This is a genomic window from Paenibacillus eucommiae, assembly GCF_017874215.1.
GTDB lineage: Bacteria > Bacillota > Bacilli > Paenibacillales > NBRC-103111 > Paenibacillus_AI > Paenibacillus_AI eucommiae.
The window spans coordinates 131554-150387 of the sequence record NZ_JAGGLB010000021.1; the positions used below are offsets into that span (position 1 = coordinate 131554).

Annotated in this window: 15 protein-coding genes; 6 read left to right on the plus strand and 9 right to left on the minus strand. The window is 44.5% G+C overall.

Annotated features, from left to right (window positions below):
* Window positions 1–559: 559 nt before the first annotated feature.
* The gene (gene istB, locus J2Z66_RS26250; protein ID WP_209975701.1) at window positions 560–1270 is read right to left on the minus strand and encodes an IS21-like element helper ATPase IstB; all 711 of its coding nucleotides are present in this window, start codon (window positions 1268–1270) and stop codon (window positions 560–562) included.
* Complete coding sequence (locus J2Z66_RS26255; protein ID WP_209975702.1) at window positions 1271–1795, minus strand: Mu transposase domain-containing protein; 525 nt, start codon at window positions 1793–1795, stop codon at window positions 1271–1273.
* Between J2Z66_RS26255 and J2Z66_RS26260 the strand changes: the two genes are divergently transcribed.
* A complete protein-coding gene (locus J2Z66_RS26260; protein ID WP_209975703.1) occupies window positions 1790–1990 on the plus strand; it encodes a hypothetical protein in 201 nt (66 codons plus the stop codon). The genes J2Z66_RS26255 and J2Z66_RS26260 overlap by 6 nt on opposite strands.
* Before the next feature lie 295 nt (window positions 1991–2285).
* On the opposite strand, the gene J2Z66_RS26265 is transcribed toward J2Z66_RS26260, so the two are convergent.
* Complete coding sequence (locus J2Z66_RS26265) at window positions 2286–3176, minus strand: LysR family transcriptional regulator (RefSeq protein ID WP_209975704.1); 891 nt, start codon at window positions 3174–3176, stop codon at window positions 2286–2288.
* A 146-nt stretch (window positions 3177–3322) separates the two neighbouring features.
* Here J2Z66_RS26265 and J2Z66_RS26270 point away from each other — a divergent pair, with 146 nt between their 5' ends.
* Complete coding sequence (locus J2Z66_RS26270; protein ID WP_209975705.1) at window positions 3323–4189, plus strand: DMT family transporter; 867 nt, start codon at window positions 3323–3325, stop codon at window positions 4187–4189.
* Window positions 4190–4271: 82 nt separating this feature from the next.
* On the opposite strand, the gene J2Z66_RS26275 is transcribed toward J2Z66_RS26270, so the two are convergent.
* The 5 genes from J2Z66_RS26275 to J2Z66_RS42960 all read right to left on the minus strand — a co-directional run bounded on the left by J2Z66_RS26275 (window position 4272) and on the right by J2Z66_RS42960 (window position 6393).
* Window positions 4272–4463 (minus strand): hypothetical protein, encoded by a 192-nt coding sequence (locus J2Z66_RS26275; protein WP_209975706.1) that lies wholly within the window; start codon window positions 4461–4463, stop codon window positions 4272–4274.
* Window positions 4460–5059 (minus strand): tyrosine-type recombinase/integrase, encoded by a 600-nt coding sequence (locus tag J2Z66_RS42945; protein ID WP_312894776.1) that lies wholly within the window; start codon window positions 5057–5059, stop codon window positions 4460–4462. Before J2Z66_RS42945 ends, J2Z66_RS26275 begins: the two co-directional genes overlap by 4 nt.
* Entirely contained in the window at window positions 5038–5433 is a 396-nt protein-coding gene (locus J2Z66_RS42950) for a site-specific integrase (RefSeq protein WP_245375848.1), read from the minus strand. The genes J2Z66_RS42945 and J2Z66_RS42950 overlap by 22 nt, the downstream gene beginning before the upstream one ends.
* A gap of 114 nt (window positions 5434–5547) precedes the next feature.
* Window positions 5548–6006, minus strand: coding sequence for a tyrosine-type recombinase/integrase (locus J2Z66_RS42955; RefSeq protein WP_245375849.1), 459 nt, complete (start codon window positions 6004–6006; stop codon window positions 5548–5550).
* Between the two features lie 87 nt (window positions 6007–6093).
* Window positions 6094–6393: a site-specific integrase gene (locus J2Z66_RS42960; protein ID WP_245375850.1), complete on the minus strand. Its 300-nt coding sequence runs from the start codon at window positions 6391–6393 to the stop codon at window positions 6094–6096.
* Between the two features lie 369 nt (window positions 6394–6762).
* Here J2Z66_RS42960 and J2Z66_RS26290 point away from each other — a divergent pair, with 369 nt between their 5' ends.
* From J2Z66_RS26290 to J2Z66_RS26300, 3 genes are all read left to right on the plus strand, one after another.
* Window positions 6763–7800 (plus strand): AAA family ATPase, encoded by a 1038-nt coding sequence (locus tag J2Z66_RS26290; protein ID WP_209975707.1) that lies wholly within the window; start codon window positions 6763–6765, stop codon window positions 7798–7800.
* On the plus strand, window positions 7778–7966 hold the full coding sequence (locus J2Z66_RS26295; protein WP_209975708.1) for a hypothetical protein: 189 nt from the start codon (window positions 7778–7780) through the stop codon (window positions 7964–7966). Before J2Z66_RS26290 ends, J2Z66_RS26295 begins: the two co-directional genes overlap by 23 nt.
* A 414-nt stretch (window positions 7967–8380) precedes the next feature.
* Window positions 8381–14167, plus strand: coding sequence for a DUF4838 domain-containing protein (locus tag J2Z66_RS26300; RefSeq protein ID WP_209975709.1), 5787 nt, complete (start codon window positions 8381–8383; stop codon window positions 14165–14167).
* A gap of 433 nt (window positions 14168–14600) precedes the next feature.
* Here the strand turns inward: J2Z66_RS26300 and J2Z66_RS26305 are convergent, their stop codons facing one another.
* On the minus strand, window positions 14601–16853 hold the full coding sequence (locus tag J2Z66_RS26305) for a helix-turn-helix domain-containing protein (protein ID WP_209975710.1): 2253 nt from the start codon (window positions 16851–16853) through the stop codon (window positions 14601–14603).
* A gap of 149 nt (window positions 16854–17002) precedes the next feature.
* Here J2Z66_RS26305 and J2Z66_RS26310 point away from each other — a divergent pair, with 149 nt between their 5' ends.
* Window positions 17003–18694, plus strand: coding sequence for an extracellular solute-binding protein (locus J2Z66_RS26310; protein WP_209975711.1), 1692 nt, complete (start codon window positions 17003–17005; stop codon window positions 18692–18694).
* The last annotated feature ends 140 nt before the right edge of the window (window positions 18695–18834 follow it).

An 18834-nucleotide genomic window follows, 5' to 3' on the forward strand; every position in this document is an offset into this window, starting at 1 on the left:
AATTTACTTAACTTTTCCAGAGGATTTTGGAAGGGTCTATTCACGTGTTATGACCATTATTACATTCCAAGAACGAACAACGACTTAGAGCGATTTTTTCGAAAGACGAAGGCTAGTCACCGTCGTATTACAGGACTTCGTAGCTGGAACAGCTACATCATACGCAATGGTGAAATGATCGTATTAGTGAATGATGCACTTCGCCAAGAACATGTCATTTCACGCCTGTGCTCCGTTTCATTTAGTCGCTATAAATCCCGTAAGGCACTGTGGGACCAGCGATTAACCGGCGTCATATTACGAAAGAAATTTAATTGAAATACGGAAGACTACCTCAACGACTTAGAGCAGAAATGGAACTCATTAGTTAGTTAGTTAGTTATTTAGTTAATTAATTATGCAGTCGTAGAAAAAAAAGAAAAAAGCGCCTTGGTGAATATTTCGGTGCGGCAGAGCCGCTGGGTTAATGAGTGAGAGCCACGTTGTTAATGAAATAGAGCCACCCTCTCGGAGGTGAGAGCCACCGCGAATAGATGGCCCTCATTGGTAATGCTTGGGTTTAAATCAACTGTGCTTTTCGTTTTCTCATCGAATCTTCGCCGTCGATGAGCATGTGATAGGAATTATGAACGATACGGTCTAAGATAGCGTCTGCCATGGTGTGTTCTCCGATTTTATCGTGCCATCCTTCGGGAGCAAATTGAGAGATGAAAATCGTTGAAGCATTCTGATGCCGAGCCTCAATGATTTCCAGCAGATCTCGTGACTCCGTTAGGGTCAGAGGAACCAGAAGCCATTCATCAATGATGAGAAGACTCACTTTCTTGTAGTTGGCGATAACTTTTTTGTAATTCCCTTCTCCTCGGGCTATGGCCAGGTCGGTTAATAGCTCCGGTAAGCGAATGTACTTGGTTGCATAGAGATGGCGGCAGGCGCCGTTTCCAAGCGCACAGCCGATAAAAGTTTTACCCGCGCCTGATGCCCCCATGAGAATGACATTTAACTTTTCATGAATGTAATTACCCGTAGCGAGCCTTAGGATTTGGGATTGCTCTAAACGTCGGTCAGTATGATACTCAATGTCCTCTACGCAAGCGTTTGGAAAACGAAGTGTTGCTTTCTTAATAAGTCTACTTAATTGATTCGACTTACGCCTTGCCCACTCCGCATCTACTACCAGACCGAAGCGCTCCTCAAACGACAAACTGGAGTACGAGGGATTTTGCATCTGTTCACGCAAGGAATCTGCCATGGTAGTGTTGGTTAGCATTTATGATTTCCTCCCATAGTAGGTTGAGCCGCGAGTGAAGCCGTGCGGACTAACGGATGGAGGACCTGGTTGTTCGATTGTTGCGGCTTCCTCAAGTGTGTCTTGGCCTGATTTGAGTATGGTACTGATTTGTTTGTAGCTTGGACTCGGCGTATAGCTAAGAGCCCATGCACAAGCGGATTCGAGCCGAACCAGTGAGTACCGGTCTGCTAATTTTAGTACGCCCATGCATGCTTTAAATCCTTGTTGCTCCACACGATGGCCTGCAAGAATAGCCTGAATTGCGGCGCTTGCATGGGGGCCTACTTGCTTAGCCCACGATACAAAGCGTTCTGCATTCCATTCTACAAATTGTTTGTGCTTTTCCGGCATGTGATCGGACACAGTGTGATACTGCCCAGGCTGCCCATAGAGCCGGGGGTGCGAGCAAATGCGATGATGGTTGTAGAATACTTCGATGACGCCTCTCGTAATTCGGACATCTACCTTGTGTTTGATATATTCATAGGGAACGCTGTAATGCATATTGTCTACAGCTATGTGATAATTAAACTGTACAGTGGCAACTTTCTTTCAGGTGGCGCATTCGTACGCAGTAAGGGGCAGCGGCTGCAGGGTGTGCTTTTCCTCGTTAAGAAACGCACTATGCCTGCTGCCCGGCTTTTTCTGAAAGGGTTTGCGATTGAAGGTGTCCAGTTTATTGGTTATGCACGAACTTGAATACTACTCAATGGTGTACGAGATATCCCTCCTAGAAATAAGAATTTGTTGTTTTACGGTACCCTTAAGTGAACATTATTACGGGTGAAATTAACCGTTTATGAGTGCCTACAAAAGAATTAAATGCTGTGGAATAGCCAGTTACCGAGGTTTTAGTGGTGACTGGCTTTAATTGTTATAGGGTCCGAAATCACTTTCAAAATGAATGGGAAGTTACAAGGACTTACTTGCTGATGATTGGAGGGAAGTGATTTTCAAACTGACTTGGCCGCAATGAGTAAGGATTAGTTACGGGTTAATCGCAAGATTTTGTCAGTTGTACTGCTGTCTCCAGAAAGTGTTGGATGAGAGGAGAGTTGTTATCGGTCCGCCAGGCAAGGCTCATAGTTATTTGCGGTGCGCTCCCCCTGATGTTCATGAACGTAACATCACGAGCATGTAAATTGGATGTGGAGCTTGGCACGATACTTATCCCGAGTCCCGCGGCGACCAAGCCAACTACGGTTTGTATTTCTTTTACGTTTTGACGTATGTTTGGGCTAAAACCGGCTTCACGACATTTTGAAACAATGTCGTCATACCAACTTGGCCAAACTTCTCTCTCTACCAAAATAAATGGCTCCCCACTCAGATCTTCCATGGACAGGGAACGGTGTTGCGCCAACTGGTGACGATTTGGAACTACTGCGACACATGTCTCTTGATGAACAGGCAGAAGGGTGAGGAGCCGATCGTCGACAGGTGTTCTTACAAAGCCAATGTCAATGTGTTTTCTATGAAATGCCTCGATTTGCATGGGGGTGGGCATTTCGTGCAGAATCAAATCTACGGATGGATACTGATCCTGAAATGCTCGAACAATGTTTGGAAGGATATCGAATGTGGCTGATCCTACAAAGCCCAAGGCCAGCCGACCAAGCATTCCCTTCTGAGCCCTTTGCGCTACCGTCTTTGCCCGTTCCAATTGGATGAGAATTTGTCTGGATTCCTGCAAGAAGACCTTCCCCGCATTTGTTAACTCCACATGCCGTCTCGTGCGCTCAAATAACGTCACGCCAAGATCGTTTTCAAGTTGCAGAATCTGTTGGCTTAGTGGGGGTTGTGTCATTTGCAGTCGCTTTGCTGCACGACCAAAGTGCAGTTCCTCCGCGACGGCAATAAAATATTCAATCTGGCGCAGCTCCAATCCTAAAACCTCCTCTGATTGATATGATTTGCGACTTAATAAGTTGTTATTTATATATTAGACAGTATTTTGGTTTCGTTGTAAAGTGTCGTTAACAAGGACATGTTTAGTGAAGCATGCAATCACTAGGGAGAAGGTTGTTTGGCATGAAAGCTTTGATGACGATATTATGTTTAGTGTGGGGATTTAATTTTATAATTATGAAATTAGGAAATGGTGTGGTCCCGCCGGTCATGTTCGCAGCATTACGTTTTTTAACAGGAGCTGTTGTTCTTCTTGGAGTGTGTGCTGCATTGAAAATTCCAATGCCAAATAAATCAGAATGGAAGTGGTATGTCCTCTGTGGTTTGCTGCAAACCACTTATTTCAACATTGCAATTCAAATTTCACTTAATTACATCAGTGCCGGACTTACTTCCATGCTGACATACAGCATGCCGCTATTTCTATCTATCATGGCTCATAAATGGATTCCTGGAGAGCAACTAACGCTTAAAAAAATGCTTGGCATTGGACTGGGTCTATTGGGGCTATGCATGTCTATGAATATTGGGCTGGAAGGTTCCTCATGGGCGATACTACTGGCATTAAGTTCTGCGATTTCTTGGGCGGCCGCAAACGTGCTTTTTAAAGTGAAGCTAAAGAACAGCGATACCCTGAGCTATACGACCTGGCAGATGGTTATTGGAGCTGTAGGATTATTGATGGTGTCTTTTTTCTTTGAAAGCGGGGAAATGCAGTGGGGAGTTATGCCAGTTGTTTATATCTTGTTTGCAGGGGTTGTTGCCTCTGCTTTCGCATTTATGCTATGGAATCATGTTTTAAGTCATGTAGAAGCAAGTAAAGCGTCGATTTCATTACTTATGGTTCCTATTGTGGGTGTTATTTCAGGTTGTCTATTTTTAAATGAAGCTTTGGAATGGATGACGTTGGTAGGAATGCTATTCGTACTCGCGGGAATATGGCTGGTAAATAGGAAAGGAACTCGTGAATCGCCAGTGACGCGAATGTAATTTCGGAGGCAGACCTTTGGTGATTTCAGAGCGTGTTTCTTATCGCGGCAAAACCAAGAATTCCCATTGCCCTCCCCGTTTTTCAAGTGGATAGAAGCTTATGATAATGTTCATAATAAGAAGCAATAGCGGCATCCCCGGCGCTACATACGCCGGGAATGATCGTCTGCCTTTTCTCAACGGGTATGCTCACGAACCACGCATTATAAGTGTAGTTGAAACGAATTGCTTCTTCAGAGAGCAGGCGACGTATGCCTTCTCTTTGAGCGTTCATAAGATTCGTTTCATATTCTCAACAGGGCTAAACTTCTTGTGCTGCTGCTTAATGTCGCTGCTAAATATTTCCACATAATAATCCACCATTTTAAGCGATGCGTGCCCTAAGATACGTCTAAGAGTAAATGGGTCATCGCCGTTTAGAATATAGAACTTGGCCATTGTATGCCGGAACGTGTGCGGGGAGACTCTGACACCGGTAATGTCCGCCGCACAACCGTAGACCTGCATTTTGTCTTGCAAGGCTCGTGTACTGATTTTATCGCTATCAATGTTGACAAACATGGCATCAGTCTCCAGGTCACCTCGTATGTCCAAGTATTTGCGAATGATTTTCCCGCAGGTTTGTTGAAACGGTACTCTACGTGCCCGTCCGCCTTTTCCATTTGTAATTCGAATCTCCGACTCTTTGAAGAAGATGTCACCTGTCTTCAAATTGCATAGCTCACTGATTCGCATCCCCCTTTCAAGTAGCACCATCATCATTGTAAAATCCCGGTATCCAGTAAATGTCTCTTTATCCGGTTGCTCGAAGATGGAGACCACTTGTTCTTTCGTAAACGTTTGAATCATCAGCTTCTTGGCCTTGACCACAAATGGAGATCATTTACGATGTTCTCTGTCAGCCAGCCTTCTTCAAATAAGTACTTGAAGAACTGCTTTATGGCTTTGATTCGTCCGTTAACCGTATTGTCCGACCTGCGTTGGTCAAATAGATAGGCAATAAAATGATTCTTGATTTCGCGGATCGATACCGTATAGATATCAAACGTCACTTGCTGCGCCAGAAAGGCTTCTTTCATCTGCTTGGCGCTATCCTGATAGAAACGAAGTGTTAGCGGTGAAAGGTTTTTGGCCTTGCAATCGAGAATAAAAGAATGTAGCAGATCTTCAAAACTGAGTTGCTGTTTGGCCTTGCTTGGATTCTCTGCGTGTTCCAGTTTGTTCTGTCGGCGACGAACATTCATTTGCCATTCACCTCACTTTCTGTCAGCAGGTGAAGAGCTTCGGCTAAATGTTCGATAGGATTGAACTTCTCATGCTGGGCTTGCAAGTCGCTGGCAAATAATTCGACATACATTTCAGTCGTCTCGATTTGCGCGTGCCCCATTATGCTCTTGAGCGTGAAGACGTCGCCGCCATTTAACAAGTATTTCTTTGGCAAACGTATGTCGAAACGTATGGCAGGAGCATTGAATGCCTTTAATTTTGGCAGATTGGCAATAGCGGGCAATCATCGTGCGAATGCCGCCAGGCAAAAAGGGCTTATTATCCAAATTGGCCCAAAGGGCATTATGCTCCAGATTGCCGCGTTCCAGCAAATAATGCTCCATTTCTCCCGCGGCAATACGTTCAATCGGAACCAAACGTGACTTCCTTCCTTTCCCATGGTTAATCCGCAGGGAACCCTCATCCAGTAAAACATCTGTGACTTGAAGATTGGCCAATTCTTTCAATCGTATACCGGTATCGAGAAGGGTTAGCATCATCACGTAGTTGCGTAATCCGGTAAACGTTGTACGGTCAGGCAGTGCAAACAACTGGTATAGATGCTCGTCGGTAAACGTGTGGGCAGAAGGCGGCTGTAGTTTAAATGGCTTAATATTTGCACCAAAGGGCTCGGCAATTCATCCTTCTTCACATAAAAGCTGAGCAAAGGACTTATAGATGTGCAGGTTACAATTAAGAGTGCGTAAAGCGAGACCCTCGTCAAGCAGGCTGGGTAGCACCTGCTTTTTGAAGAGGGCAGGTGAGAGTTCCCGTAGTTGCAGTTCCAAACTATTGAGATGCTGTTGGAGTTTTTCCAAGCCTTTGTGATAACGGCGAATGCTCTCCCTACTGAAGTTCCTGACTTTGCAATCTTGAAGAAATAACTGTACAGCATCGTTCCAATCCGAGTTTAATTTAAAGCTTTCCTTGTTTGGCACTTCGCATTTCCTCCCTATGGAGTTATGCGAACCAAAGCGGATATGCGAAGGAGGGGAGAGGGATTCGTATAACAATCAGTTATACACTTTCGTATAACTTGTACGAAAAACCGGGTTATTTGAAGGATATTCGTGTTCCTCAGAAATCGCCGGAATCCCTTGATATATAAGGGTTTTTGGGCATTTTTAAGGTCAGAGGTTTTCGCGGAATGGCTCGTATAACACCATATTCACGCTGCGCCGCTATCACAAGTCTTCTCCTAGCCCGCGGCTTAAAAAAATGTTGGGAAATTGGTCTTGAATTTATAATTTTATTAATATTTTTCAGGGTTAGGATATTTTATTATTTGGGAAATCCGGAGGGTTTCAATGATTAAGAAGATTTCAACAATTAACAATCTTGCCGTTTTTAAGGACTTTGAATGGGATAAGACTGTTTTGAATACAGATGGTCGACCTATACTTTTTGAAAAAGTGAATGTTTTGTATGGAAGAAATTACTCTTTTAAAACAACGCTATCTCGTATTTTACGAGTACTGGAAGTGGGTAAGATTTCAGAGAAATATGAAAATCCAATTTTTTCGGTTATTTTTGATGATGGTACAAGCATCAATCAGAACCAATTATCCGAATGCAATAAAAAAATAAGAGTTTTTAATGAGGATTTTGTAAAAGACAATTTAAGTTTTATTAGCAATTCGGATCAAACAATAAAGCCATTTGCTATTCTTGGTGATGAAAACAATACCCTAGAAAAGGAAATTGCTGTACTTGAAAGTCAAGTTGGTTCAAAAGAAGAAGGCAAAGAAACTGGGCTGTATGCACATTTGAAAACTTATACGAAGGTGTATGAGGAAGTGAAAGCTGCTTATGAGCAAGTAGCTAGCACTTTGGATAGACAACTTGCTGAAAAGGCAACGGGTAGGGAAAACGGTATTAAATACAAGTTGGATAGGTTTGGAGAACCAAACTATAACAGAACAAGATTGTTGAATGATATTCAGAATGTTCAATCCAATACATATACTCCTCTAATTGATGATAAGAAATCTGAGTACGAGCAGTTGCTTGCCGAACGAATCAAACCAACAATTCCACCTTCCATTGGTTTATCGCTTATGTGGGAACAGTTCTGTATCGAATCCGAAAAATTGCTTTCTAAAAAAATCGGTGAATCCGATAAAATCGCAGAACTGCTTCGTAATGTCACCTTAAATGAATGGGTGAAATTGGGATGTGATTTACAAGCTGATCAAGCGGGTAACGCGCTCCAATTTCCCGGTGATGGTAGATGGGATATTGGAATTATATCCAGTGTGGTGGGAGCATGGTCAAGAGGCCGTTCTCGGGCTGTGCTATTTCGGCATGGAAGAGTTTTCCGAGGTGAGCCTTTGGCTTCCGGGTAAACGCCAGATCGTTTCCCTTGAGCAGTTAGGGCATGACGGAAACTGGCAGGCAGCCGATTACATGACATCCGATCATCCGGATGGGGGGATTCGCTTAATCCTTAAAGGAGACAGCGTACCCCAGCATTTGTCATTCGAGACGTTTCGTCTGTGTGCTGCAGACTGAAACTCTGACGATATTCCAAATATGGGCAGGACTTAATCATACATTCATCGTCACCATCTCCCAATTAAGAGAGAGTGAAACGAAAAGGTATGGCAAATGTCCTGCCTATTTATGTTTCCTATACTTAAATTGTTCTTTTTGAGCAAGAAAAGTGTGTTTCCTTTTTGTCTATCAAGTATCAAATGCTCTATATACCGCCTAGGAGTTATCATGTTACTCTACAGGTGTCCAGCAATATTTACTTTTTTTTAGTTGAGAGGAGGAGCGGAATCGCCATTTAAATAGTTCCAGATTTCATGAATACAACTTCTTATGGGGAATTATTACTGACTGTAACAGAAAAAAGAAAGCGTTTTCTAGTGGTGAAGTAGGCCTTACGAATTAAAGCAAAACTACAAGAAATGAGGTTGAAAAATGAAGGTTAGTAAAACGTCTTCGAAAGTTCTTGCGCTGTTATTAAGCTTTTGTTTGATTTTTTCTTCATTAGGAATGGCAGCTGGAAGCGCGGCAGCCGATCCTAACGTTCAGACAGCAGCGGATGCGGACGTCAAGGCTGATTCCGATATTGGGGGCCATTGGGCTGAGGTCCAGTTAAAGAAGTGGCTGGAAGCCGGATTGCTGCAAGGATATGGAAATGGCCAAGTGGCTCCAGACCGTCAAATTGCCAGAGGGGAACTGGTTGCATTGATCAACCGCTCCTTCGGATTTAAGGAGAAGGCGGAGATTCAGTTTACGGATTTATCTACTAGTGACTGGCAGTATGATGAGGTGTCCATTGCAGTGAAGGAAGGATACCTCAGCGGTTATGAGGATGGAACTGTTCGCGTACATAACGAGATTAGCAGGCAGGAAGCTGCCGTTATGCTAGAGCGGATTCTAGCGCCAGTTCTTGCAGGTTATGCAGATCTGAAAGCGGAAGCTGCCCCAGTCTTTACCGATGCAGCATCGATCGCGGCATGGAGCAAAGCAGCGGTACAGCAGCTTGCTGACCACAAGATCCTGGGTGGCTATGAGGATGGGAGCTTTAAACCGCTGGGCTCGATGACACGCGCTGAAGCGGTGACTATCCTTGACAGAGCGCTGGCATTGACAGGTGGTAACAAGTTAAGTGATCGAAGCTTCGATCAAGCTGGTGAATACGGCTCTGCTGATCAAGCGCAAACCATTACGGGTAATGCAGCTATTACAGCCAAGGGAGTCACTTTGCGCAATATGACCATCACAGGTGATTTATTGCTGGCTGAAGGCATTGGCGAAGGCGATGTAGTGCTTGATCAGGTAACTGTAAAGGGAGCAACGACGCTAAACGGCGGCGGAGCAAACAGCGTTCATATTCGCGATTCCGTGTTGGCAGCAGTGATCATTAAGAAAAATACGGGCACAGTAAGGATCGTACTGGAAGGAAGTACAACGACTGGGATTATTACAGTTCACTCTTCTGTTATTTTAGAGGAAACAACGTCGTCTTCTACAAGTGGCGTTACGAACGTTCGGATTACATCGGAACTGCCGTCCGGCAGCAAAGTGACTCTCAAGGGACATTTTAAACAAGTAGATGTAGAAGCATCTAACATAATTATCGAGCAGATGCAAGGCAGCATAGATAAGCTGATCATCCTGGCGGCGGCCAAAGGAATAGAGCTGAAAACGGAAAAGGATGCGAAGATCCTTCTTCTTGTTCTTGAGGCTATAGTTAAGGTTCTTGGACAAGGATCTATCGAGAAAGCAACTGTTAGCGAACAAGCGAAAGGAACAACGTTCGAAAAGCAGCCGAAGCTGCTGGAAGGAGCAGGTGCTCCTGGATCAGGATCGTCGTCAGGCTCACCTTCTACGAATACACCTAATCCTCCAGCTACAGCGGAAATTGCCTCTTATTCGGCAGTGAACGGTGCAATCACCGTTTTGTTCCGGACGATTCCATATGAAAGTCCTGTAATCAGTGATTTTGTAGTGAAACAGAAAATAAATGATGCGCCCGAGACACTGGTGACAGCAAGCCTGATATCGTGGTCTGCAGCAGACAAAAAGGCTGTCTTAACCATTCCGGCTATTGCAGCAGCCTTAGAGGAGCAGCATGTAAGCTACCGTATTTCATATAAAGGGAGTACTGCCGTAAATTCTTCTTCTTTTGTAGTATCGGGAAGCATTAAGATTGTAGGAGACAGACAGGCACAAGCCGTTGTCGTTGTCTCAGCGGGAGCATCAGCGCAAATTCTAGATGCAGCCGACATGCTAACTGAATATGTAAAGAAGTCGACTGGAGCGGATCTGCCTAGAATTACGGATCAGCAGCTTGCTGCTAATGAACAACTGTATAGCTCTGCCATCAAGATTTACCTGGGTATAAGCCGATCCGAGGATAAGGCGCTGTATACCGGGATGCTGAAGGACATGGATGACGATGGCTTTGTAATCGATTCCAAAGAAGAGAACATCACCATTATGGGTCCGACTTCTTATGGAACGCAATATGGTATCTATGAATTCCTTGAGCGATACGTAGGTGTACGCTGGCTGCTTCCGGGTCCTGACGGGGAGGATGTACCGCAAACAGACAATCTGTATATTCCACGGGGAATCGTTCAGGAAGAGCCTGCTATCATTTCCAGACAAATGTTTGGTCTGCATACACCGGATTTTAAATTCACAACAGCGGACAATACACTCAATTATGAGTGGGGTATCCGCAATCGTATGCATGATAGAATATCTGGTTATCAGCATAATATGTCGTATTTATTTTTTCCGCTGAAAGGCTATCCCGCAGAGAATTACCCAACTGAGCATCCAGAGGTATACCCGATGCGAAACGGAGAGCGCTTCATCCCGACGACGGAGATTTTGTGGCAGCCGTGCTTCTCGGAGCCGATTGCGGTGGAGCTGGCTATAGGTACAGTGAATGCCTATTTCGATGCCCATCCGGAGCAAACGTCGTTTTCACTCGCGGTTAATGACGGGCTGGGTTACTGTGAGGCTGAACCGGATCATCCGAAAAATCCTCATAAAATGAATTCAATCGGTTACCCTTACATGTCGGATATTTATTATGATTGGGTGAACAAGGTAGTTGAAGGTGTTCTGGAAAAGCATCCAGACAAATGGTTTGGTGTACTAGCCTATCTGGAAGTGAACGATCCGCCTTCATTCCAGCTGAACCCGCGTGTCATTCCTTATTTTACAAAAGACCGCATGGCCTGGATTGACGAAGGTATTCGTACCAAGGACCAAGCAACGATAGAATCGTGGAATAAAGTATCGACCCATTTAGCTTTCTACGATTATGTGTATGGCACTCCGTATATGGTGCCGAGAGTGTACCCGCATCAAATGGCTGAGTATTTGCGTTACGGCAAGGAGCATGGCGTTATCGCCTTTTTCGCTGAGCTGCTGCAGAATTGGGGAGAAGGGCCCAAAGCTTGGTTGATGGCCAAATTGCTCTGGAATCCGGATCAGGATGTGGATGTGCTGCTGAATGACTGGTATGTCCGGGCAGTTGGTGAAGAGGCTGCGGCTGATTTAAAAGCTTATTTCGATCATTGGGAGCAATTCTGGACCGAGCGGGTTAAAGCTACGGATTGGTTTGAGGACCGCAAGGATATTACCTATTTGTCCTACTATTGGGGAACTTATATGGAAGCGATCACGGATGAAGAGATTGCGGCCAGCAGGCTGCTGTTAGAGTCGGTTATGGCCAAAGCAAAGACACCACAGCAGCAAGCAAGAGCTGAAATCCTGCTTCGTCAATTTGAATACTACGAGGCTTCTGCTCTTAGTTATCCTAAGAATGTTCAGGCGCCTACAGACCTTCAATCCGCGCTGCAATTATTGGAAGAAGGAGCTAAAAGCCAGATAAAGGCCGATTATGCACAAAAAAGACTGGACCTTATTGAACAATTCAAGGGTGATCCGTTAATGGAGCATTCCATAAATCCGGTTAATGAAGGGCTGCTGTGGTCAGGCTGGAGCCCGTCTGTAGTGTGGAGTCTTATTGAATATATCGAACAAAATGAACAGCAGGCGGCTCCTGTACTTGCACGTATTGCTGAAATGGAAAGCAGCCAGGATGAAGCAGAACGTAATTATGCCAAGCTGCTAAGAAGAATCATTAACGCAGAAACACTAAACCTTAACTCATCCTTTGAAGCTGGTACGACTACTGCGGATAATTGGGATACTTGGGTACTCAACTATGGTGATTTCAAGCGCGTGGAACAACCAGAGAACTGTTACACAGGTAGTGCATGCATTTATTTAAATCATTTTTATTACGGTGATCTGAGTCAAACCTTACCCGTAAAGCCGGGACTCATTATTGCCAAAATGAAATACTACGTCACGAAACAAACCCAAACCGTAGGTGATACGTGGCTGCAGATGGATCTGTTAGATGAAAATGGGTCCGTATTGTCCACTTTCAAGAGCGGTCAGCAGGCTTACTCTTCCTCACGGGGAAATTGGAATGAAGTTTCTGTTATGGGTTATGTGCCTGAAACCGTAAATGGTGTAGCCGTCAAGCAGGTTAAGGTTACGAATACGGTTAACGGCTTCCATGAACAGGGTGCGCAAATGTATATGGATGATTTTGAAGTATACCAATCTGCGGAACAAGATCCTCCGCTGCCGGTAGTTGTGTCTGGAGTTGAAACGGCGGATGGGGCGCTAGCTGTATTTTTCCATGAAAATCCGGATGAAACACCTGTTGTTGAAGATTTTACTATCGTCCAGCAAATTAATGGTAAAGCTACCGGAGCAGTCCCAACGGCTATATCCTGGATTTCTGAGGAAAATAAAGCTGTCTTAACCTTCCCTTATGTGGGCGGCAAAGTTTGGGAGCAAAATGTTGCTTATAGCGTGACTTATAAAGCCACAGCTCCTGTTAAATCAGCTACACTGGTACTGCCTGCTGTGACAGAGGGGCTTGAACAAATTGTGCAAAACGCTTCCTTCGAACAGTGGAATTCAGAGAGCGATGCAGTGAATTGGACCTTCTGGGGTGAAGGATTCACGCGTTCTTCGGCCACAAAGCGCAGCGGCGGCTACAGCTTGGTTGCTGACGGATTGCAGGGTGGGCAGAATGAAGCGGGAGGCGGAGGCCCTTTTCAAACCGTGCCAATTACGAAGGCTGGTGATTACGCAGGGGTTGTCCGCTTCAACACGATGGCAGCAACTTCAGGCGTATTGTCGTGGTCGATTATTATGAAGGACAGCGATGGGGGCGTTGTCAAAAGAGTGACATCAGCCCAACGACCGGTTGCCTTATCCAAGGGGAGCTGGACCCCGTTAGAATTCGAATTTAAGGTTGACGAAGGAGTAACCTCGCTGCAGTTCTTTGTATTAATGAACGATTTCAAAAAGGGTGACACCATTTATTTTGACGATGTGGAGATCTACCGCATTGCTGTTCCTGAGCCTAAGAACCCGATTTCAAGCGTGGCAGCTGAGAACGGAAATTTGGCCGTAACATTTCAAACGGTGCCTGGGCAGGAACCGCTAGCCGGCGATTTTACGATTGAGCGGGTCATAAATGGAGCCACTGCTGAGCCCGTTACACCTATAGGCATAACCTGGGATGTGAATCATCAAACGGCAGCATTGACTATTCCAGCGTTAACCCAGCAGGTGTGGGAGCAGCACGCAGTATATAGCGTGAGATACAAAGATGCAGCAGCTGTTAAAGCAGCTCCAATCCTGCTGTCTGGCGACACGGAAGGTCTTGAACAAATCATGCTAAATGCATCCTTCGAGCAATGGAATACGGTCAGCGAGGCGGCAAATTGGGGATTCTGGGGGGAGGGATTTACCCGCTCAGACACAATCAAGCGCAGCGGCAGCCACAGCCTGGTAGCTGACGGGCTGCAGCCAGGACAGAATGACGCTGGAGGCGGAGGCGCTATACAAGAGGTATCCGTCCAGGCACCCGGTCATTATGTAGGCGTTGTTCGCTTCAACACAACAGTCAACACCGCAGGAGTTGTATCCTGGTGTGTACATTCGAAGGACAGCAGTGGCGAAGTCGTCAAAAATGTTTGCTCGGATAAAAGAGCGGCGTCAGCTTCAGAAGGAAATTGGATACCTTTCGAATTCAATTTTGACGTTGAAGAAGGGGTAAGCTCCCTTCGGGTCTTCGTTCTGATGAATAATTTCAATAAAGGGGATACCATTTACTTTGACGATGTAGAGCTGTTCAAAGTGCAGCAGTAGAACCATTTTATTCAAGCAAGACAGAGCAAGACAAAACAAGATTTCGGTTTGAAGGGTGCGCGACGAAAAAGATTGCAGGGAGGTCACAGACCTCCCTCTTTGGGTATCCAAATGTTGGGGATATTGGGTAGTTGTAGGAGTAGCAGGAGTAGAAGAGAAGGGTGGAAGTAAAGTAGAAGTAGTTTGTAATAGAAGTAGAAGTAGAAGTAGCAGTAGCACTAGCAGTAAAAGAAGTAGCCAGTCAGTCAAAAAGGGGAGTCAATATGTACTTAGCGATGAAAAACATCGCTATATAGCCTGAAATATTGCAATTGCCTCTTTTAACGATGAAAAACATCACTAAAAGGCATTAAAAGCCCAAAACCAGCCGCAAGGGCAGCTCGTGTGGATAAGCCACTATCACGGCAGTGTTTGTTTACGTACTGGTCCATTTTCAGGTTTTATGTGGATCGCGGCGGTACTCTCCTGGTGTCACTCCGGTTAGTCTTCGAAACATGCGTGTGAAGGAGTTGGCATTCTGGTATCCGACTTGAGCGGCTATTTCTTGGATTTTGCAATCGTCAGCTTCGAGCAGCTCCTTTGCTTTGTTGATGCGTATTTCATCTAGAAGGCTGCCGAACGTCTTGCCGGTTTTTTGTTTAATGTATTTGCACATGTAGCTGGTTGTAATGTTTAATCGGTCAGCGACCATTTCCAGGTAAATTTCTTCACTGTAATGCTGCTGGAAATAATTAAGGATGAATGTAACAATGGGGTCTTGATTCGTTATCCGCGCATTAGCCAAAGCAGCAGCCCGCCCGATCAGTTGTCTAAAGAAGTCTATGTATTGTTCTAGCGTGACAATTTCTTTTATTTGTTCATAAGGAAAAAATTCGCTTTGCAGTTCGCTGATATCAATCTGCTGCGCGGATAATCCCACCAATATTTTGGAAACGGCTTCGTTGGCAAACTGCTTGAAGAAATGGGCTGGCGCATGATGCTTATGCAAATGATCCGTCATCCGCTCAATTAATTCGAGCATATCCGCTTCTTTACCAGCCTGCAAATGGGCTGCGAATTGGCTCTCTTCGGTAGGGGAGAAGCAATAACTGATTGGTGGAATATCGGTTCCGGTAATAATTTGTGTCTGATTGTTCAGCTGACGCAGGCGGATGATTTGCTCCGCTTCTTCATACGCTGTTGTAAATTGTGCCGGGCTTCGCAGTTCAGGATGCACAGCGATCGATAAGAAATAATAATCAACATCTTTTTCAAACACCTGCTTCATAAAATGCAGCGTCTCCAAAAGAGGCTCCGTGGAACTCCCCTCATCGGCAAAGACGATGGAGAAAATAAGCTCCTTTTCACTTTGCAGGGTAACCGATTCCGGAAATCGCTGCTGCATATTGAGATTGATAAATTCAAAAAAGTAAGATGTTTTTTTCTGCTCTTCGTAAACAAGCTCGTGAAACTGGCGGGTAAGATGAAGGCGGTACATAACAAAATAAAACGGCTTAGAGGTATCGATCAGACTGTGCACATCTTTGTTGCTGTAATTGATGCTTTTTACTTTATCGAGGTAGCCATACTTTTGCAGCAGTGTGGTTTTGTGCTGTAAGTCTTGGCGAATATTCTGGTTTGTAAGCATCATGGTCTTCAAATTGCTTCCGATCAAGTTGAATTCATTGATTTTGCTATGCAGTTGGAAGTTCGGATTCATCCTTTGCAGAGACTCCACAATACGTTGAATCGGATGCTTGAATTTGTAGCTGAGTAAGATCGATATAAACAGACTGATCAAGACGGAAAAAGCAAGCAAAACAATGAGAGCAATGTTCATACGGGACACCTGTGAAGCGATATTTTCAGTCGGTATCACGTTGACATAAGTGATTCCGGTCGCAGCTCCTTTTTCGAAAAAATAGTAATCACTGCCTTCAATAAAAAAGCGTTGACTTAAATCGAAGCTATGAATAATGTCTTTCTCGTCCCGTTGCTCAGTGCTGTAAAAAAGTGTCCCTGCATCGTCTATCATATAGAAATTATCATTGACGGAATGGTGGGTATTCTCAAAGACAGCAGCGGCATCAATAAGTGCAATCATGTAAAATTGTTTATGGAGTGTGCTTTTTACAATCACCGGAAAAAAAGATCCGAGCGGCTCCAGCTTATTGAGCATATTTTTACGTTCAAACCAAGCTGCGGGGAAAATTTTCATATGATAATCTGCACTGGCTTGTTCTCTCCAGAAGCTGACATCGTATTGCGAGTTTACATAATCTTTGGCAAACAAATCTTCGGTATAACTCAGCCCATTTTTATCAACAATGAGAGAAAATCCGTTATGATATAAAATAATATTATGCAAATAAAGATTGTTATAGCCGGATACTAATGCAGAAAATTCCTCCGCCAGCAGGTTCATAGCCGGTACATCGGTGGGGTCACGATCAATTGCGGCAACATTCGGGTTATAGAAAAAATTGGTTGTCACATCCTCAAGCAGCCGGAATTGTTTTTCATAATTGGAAACGGTTCCACTCATATTGGAGTGATTGTATCTTATAATTTCGTTACGGATGTTTTTGGTATAAAAGTTAAAGGACAGAGCGTTGAACAGAAATGAGATCAAGATAATAATCGTGAAACCGAGCATCAACTTCAAGAACAGTGAGTTTCGTTTCAAGTTATAGTTGCCTGGGTTCATCGGTAATCTCCCTCTTACAAATACGTTTGCGAATTCGCTTCCTACATCTATAATAGCTTATATACAGTGAACAGGGAATCTTCATTTTTGCTGTCTTCTTTACGACCGATCCGTACAATCCGTTTGCTTTATAGAAGGGTGGTTTTCTTATGTTGAAAATAGGACAGGCAGTAATCATACCGTTTTTTATACTCGTACTGTTGCTTTCAGGCTGCCGCAGCGGAGAAGAGGATACCAGAGAAATAACATCTCCTAAGACAAGCGAGAAGGTGGGTGTGGATAAACAGACTGGTGAGATAACTGGGACGCAAGCGGGAAGCAAGAACGAGAAATTCGATCCGGCGATTACCTTGTCGACCGTTACATCCCAAAATACAGCTGTTAAGTTCGCTCCTGGAGATTCAATAGACAACAACCCGTGGACAAGGGCCTATGAACATGAATACGGTATCAAAATCAAATCTTTGTGGGCAGTCGAAGAGGGGAAATATACGCAAAAATTGAATTTGGCGATCAGTTCCAACGATATTCCTGACTTCTTCATGGTAAATGGTATTCAGTTCAAACAACTGGCCGACGCCGGGATGATCGAGGATTTGACGGAATTGTACGCCAAGTATGCCTCTGATATGACGAAACAAACCTTAGCCGCTGGTGGTGATATGCCGCTCAAATCAGCGACACTCAATAGTAGGCTCATGGCAATCCCGTTCACATGGACAGCCCGTGAATCGGCCAAAATGCTGTATGTCCGCACGGACTGGCTGAATAAGCTTGGTTTGTCTGAGCCCCAAACGATGGAGGATCTGTTCAAAATCAGCGAAGCTTTCACAAAGCTTGATCCAGACGGGAACAACAAGAACGATACGTATGGGCTAGCGCTTGATAAGGAATTTAGCTTTGCCGAGTCTTTTTTCAACGGATTCCATGCCTATAACGACCTTTGGATGAAAGATAGCGGCGGCACTTTGGTGAACAGTACGATCCAACCGGAAATGAGAAACGCACTGAAGAAACTGAGAGAACTGTTTCAAGACGGGCAAATCGATCCTGATTTTGGGGCAAAAATAACAGATAAAGAAAATGAGCTTATCATAAGCAGCCGAATCGGCATGTTTTTTGGCTTACCGTATGATGCGACTTCTCAGATTTCGCAAAATAAGGAGCTTGATCCGAAAGCGGAATGGAAGTCATTTCCCCTTCCCTCCATCGATGGACAGCCAGCCAAACCGCAGGTCGCGCTTGGTGTTAATGGGTATTGGGTGGTTAGGAAAGGTGCCGAGAACGCGGAGGCGATTTTCAAGCTGCTCGATTTCTGGCTTAATATTGCTTATGACAGTAAGTCTGAAGACGTTTATTATGAGTACCACACCAGGAAGGACGGAATTCCCTATTTTCCACTGTCGGCGATTAAAGTGTATAAAGATTACGCTAACCTGGAAACGTATTACCGCTTCAATGAAGCATTTGAGACGAACGATATGTCCCAGTTGACAGCTAACGACAAAGGTGTGGTAGACAAAATCAGCAAATACAAAAAAGGCGACTTGAACAATTACGGCTGGCATGTGATGTACACGAAAAACGGGGGCTCGATGCACACAACGGATTATTACAAAAAAAATAACTTGTATATGTTTAGCGAATTCGTCACTTTACCACTGCCTACCATGGTGAAGAAAGCGGCGATGCTGGAAAAAATGCAAAGAGAAGCGTTTACCAAAATTATTATGGGGAAATCCCCTATCGAAGAGTTTGACAATTTCGTAGCCCAGTGGCAAAAGCTTGGCGGTGACGAGATGACGAAGGAAGTTAATGAGTGGTATAGAAATAACAGGTAGGCTGCAGCTTGAAAATGTCGACTATGTGGGAACAGCTCATAGCGCTTTTAGCGGGCATAGTGCTCATAGCAGACATAGAGTGCTCATAGTGGACATAGTGTTCGTAAGCTACTTTGACTTGCTGTTGATCAATCATATAT

Bases quoted from the DNA above. Each gene is read 5' to 3' on its own strand.
- istB (WP_209975701.1), bottom strand. From the start codon at position 1,270: ATGCTAACCAACACTACCATGGCAGATTCCTTGCGTGAACAGATGCAA.
- J2Z66_RS26260 (WP_209975703.1), top strand. From the start codon at position 1,790: ATGCATATTGTCTACAGCTATGTGATAATTAAACTGTACAGTGGCAAC.
- J2Z66_RS26255 (WP_209975702.1), bottom strand. From the start codon at position 1,795: ATGCATTACAGCGTTCCCTATGAATATATCAAACACAAGGTAGATGTC.
- J2Z66_RS26270 (WP_209975705.1), top strand. From the start codon at position 3,323: ATGAAAGCTTTGATGACGATATTATGTTTAGTGTGGGGATTTAATTTT.
- J2Z66_RS26275 (WP_209975706.1), bottom strand. From the start codon at position 4,463: ATGAACGCTCAAAGAGAAGGCATACGTCGCCTGCTCTCTGAAGAAGCA.
- J2Z66_RS42950 (WP_245375848.1), bottom strand. From the start codon at position 5,433: ATGAATGTTCGTCGCCGACAGAACAAACTGGAACACGCAGAGAATCCA.
- J2Z66_RS26290 (WP_209975707.1), top strand. From the start codon at position 6,763: ATGATTAAGAAGATTTCAACAATTAACAATCTTGCCGTTTTTAAGGAC.
- J2Z66_RS26300 (WP_209975709.1), top strand. From the start codon at position 8,381: ATGAAGGTTAGTAAAACGTCTTCGAAAGTTCTTGCGCTGTTATTAAGC.
- J2Z66_RS26305 (WP_209975710.1), bottom strand. From the start codon at position 16,853: ATGAACCCAGGCAACTATAACTTGAAACGAAACTCACTGTTCTTGAAG.
- J2Z66_RS26310 (WP_209975711.1), top strand. From the start codon at position 17,003: ATGTTGAAAATAGGACAGGCAGTAATCATACCGTTTTTTATACTCGTA.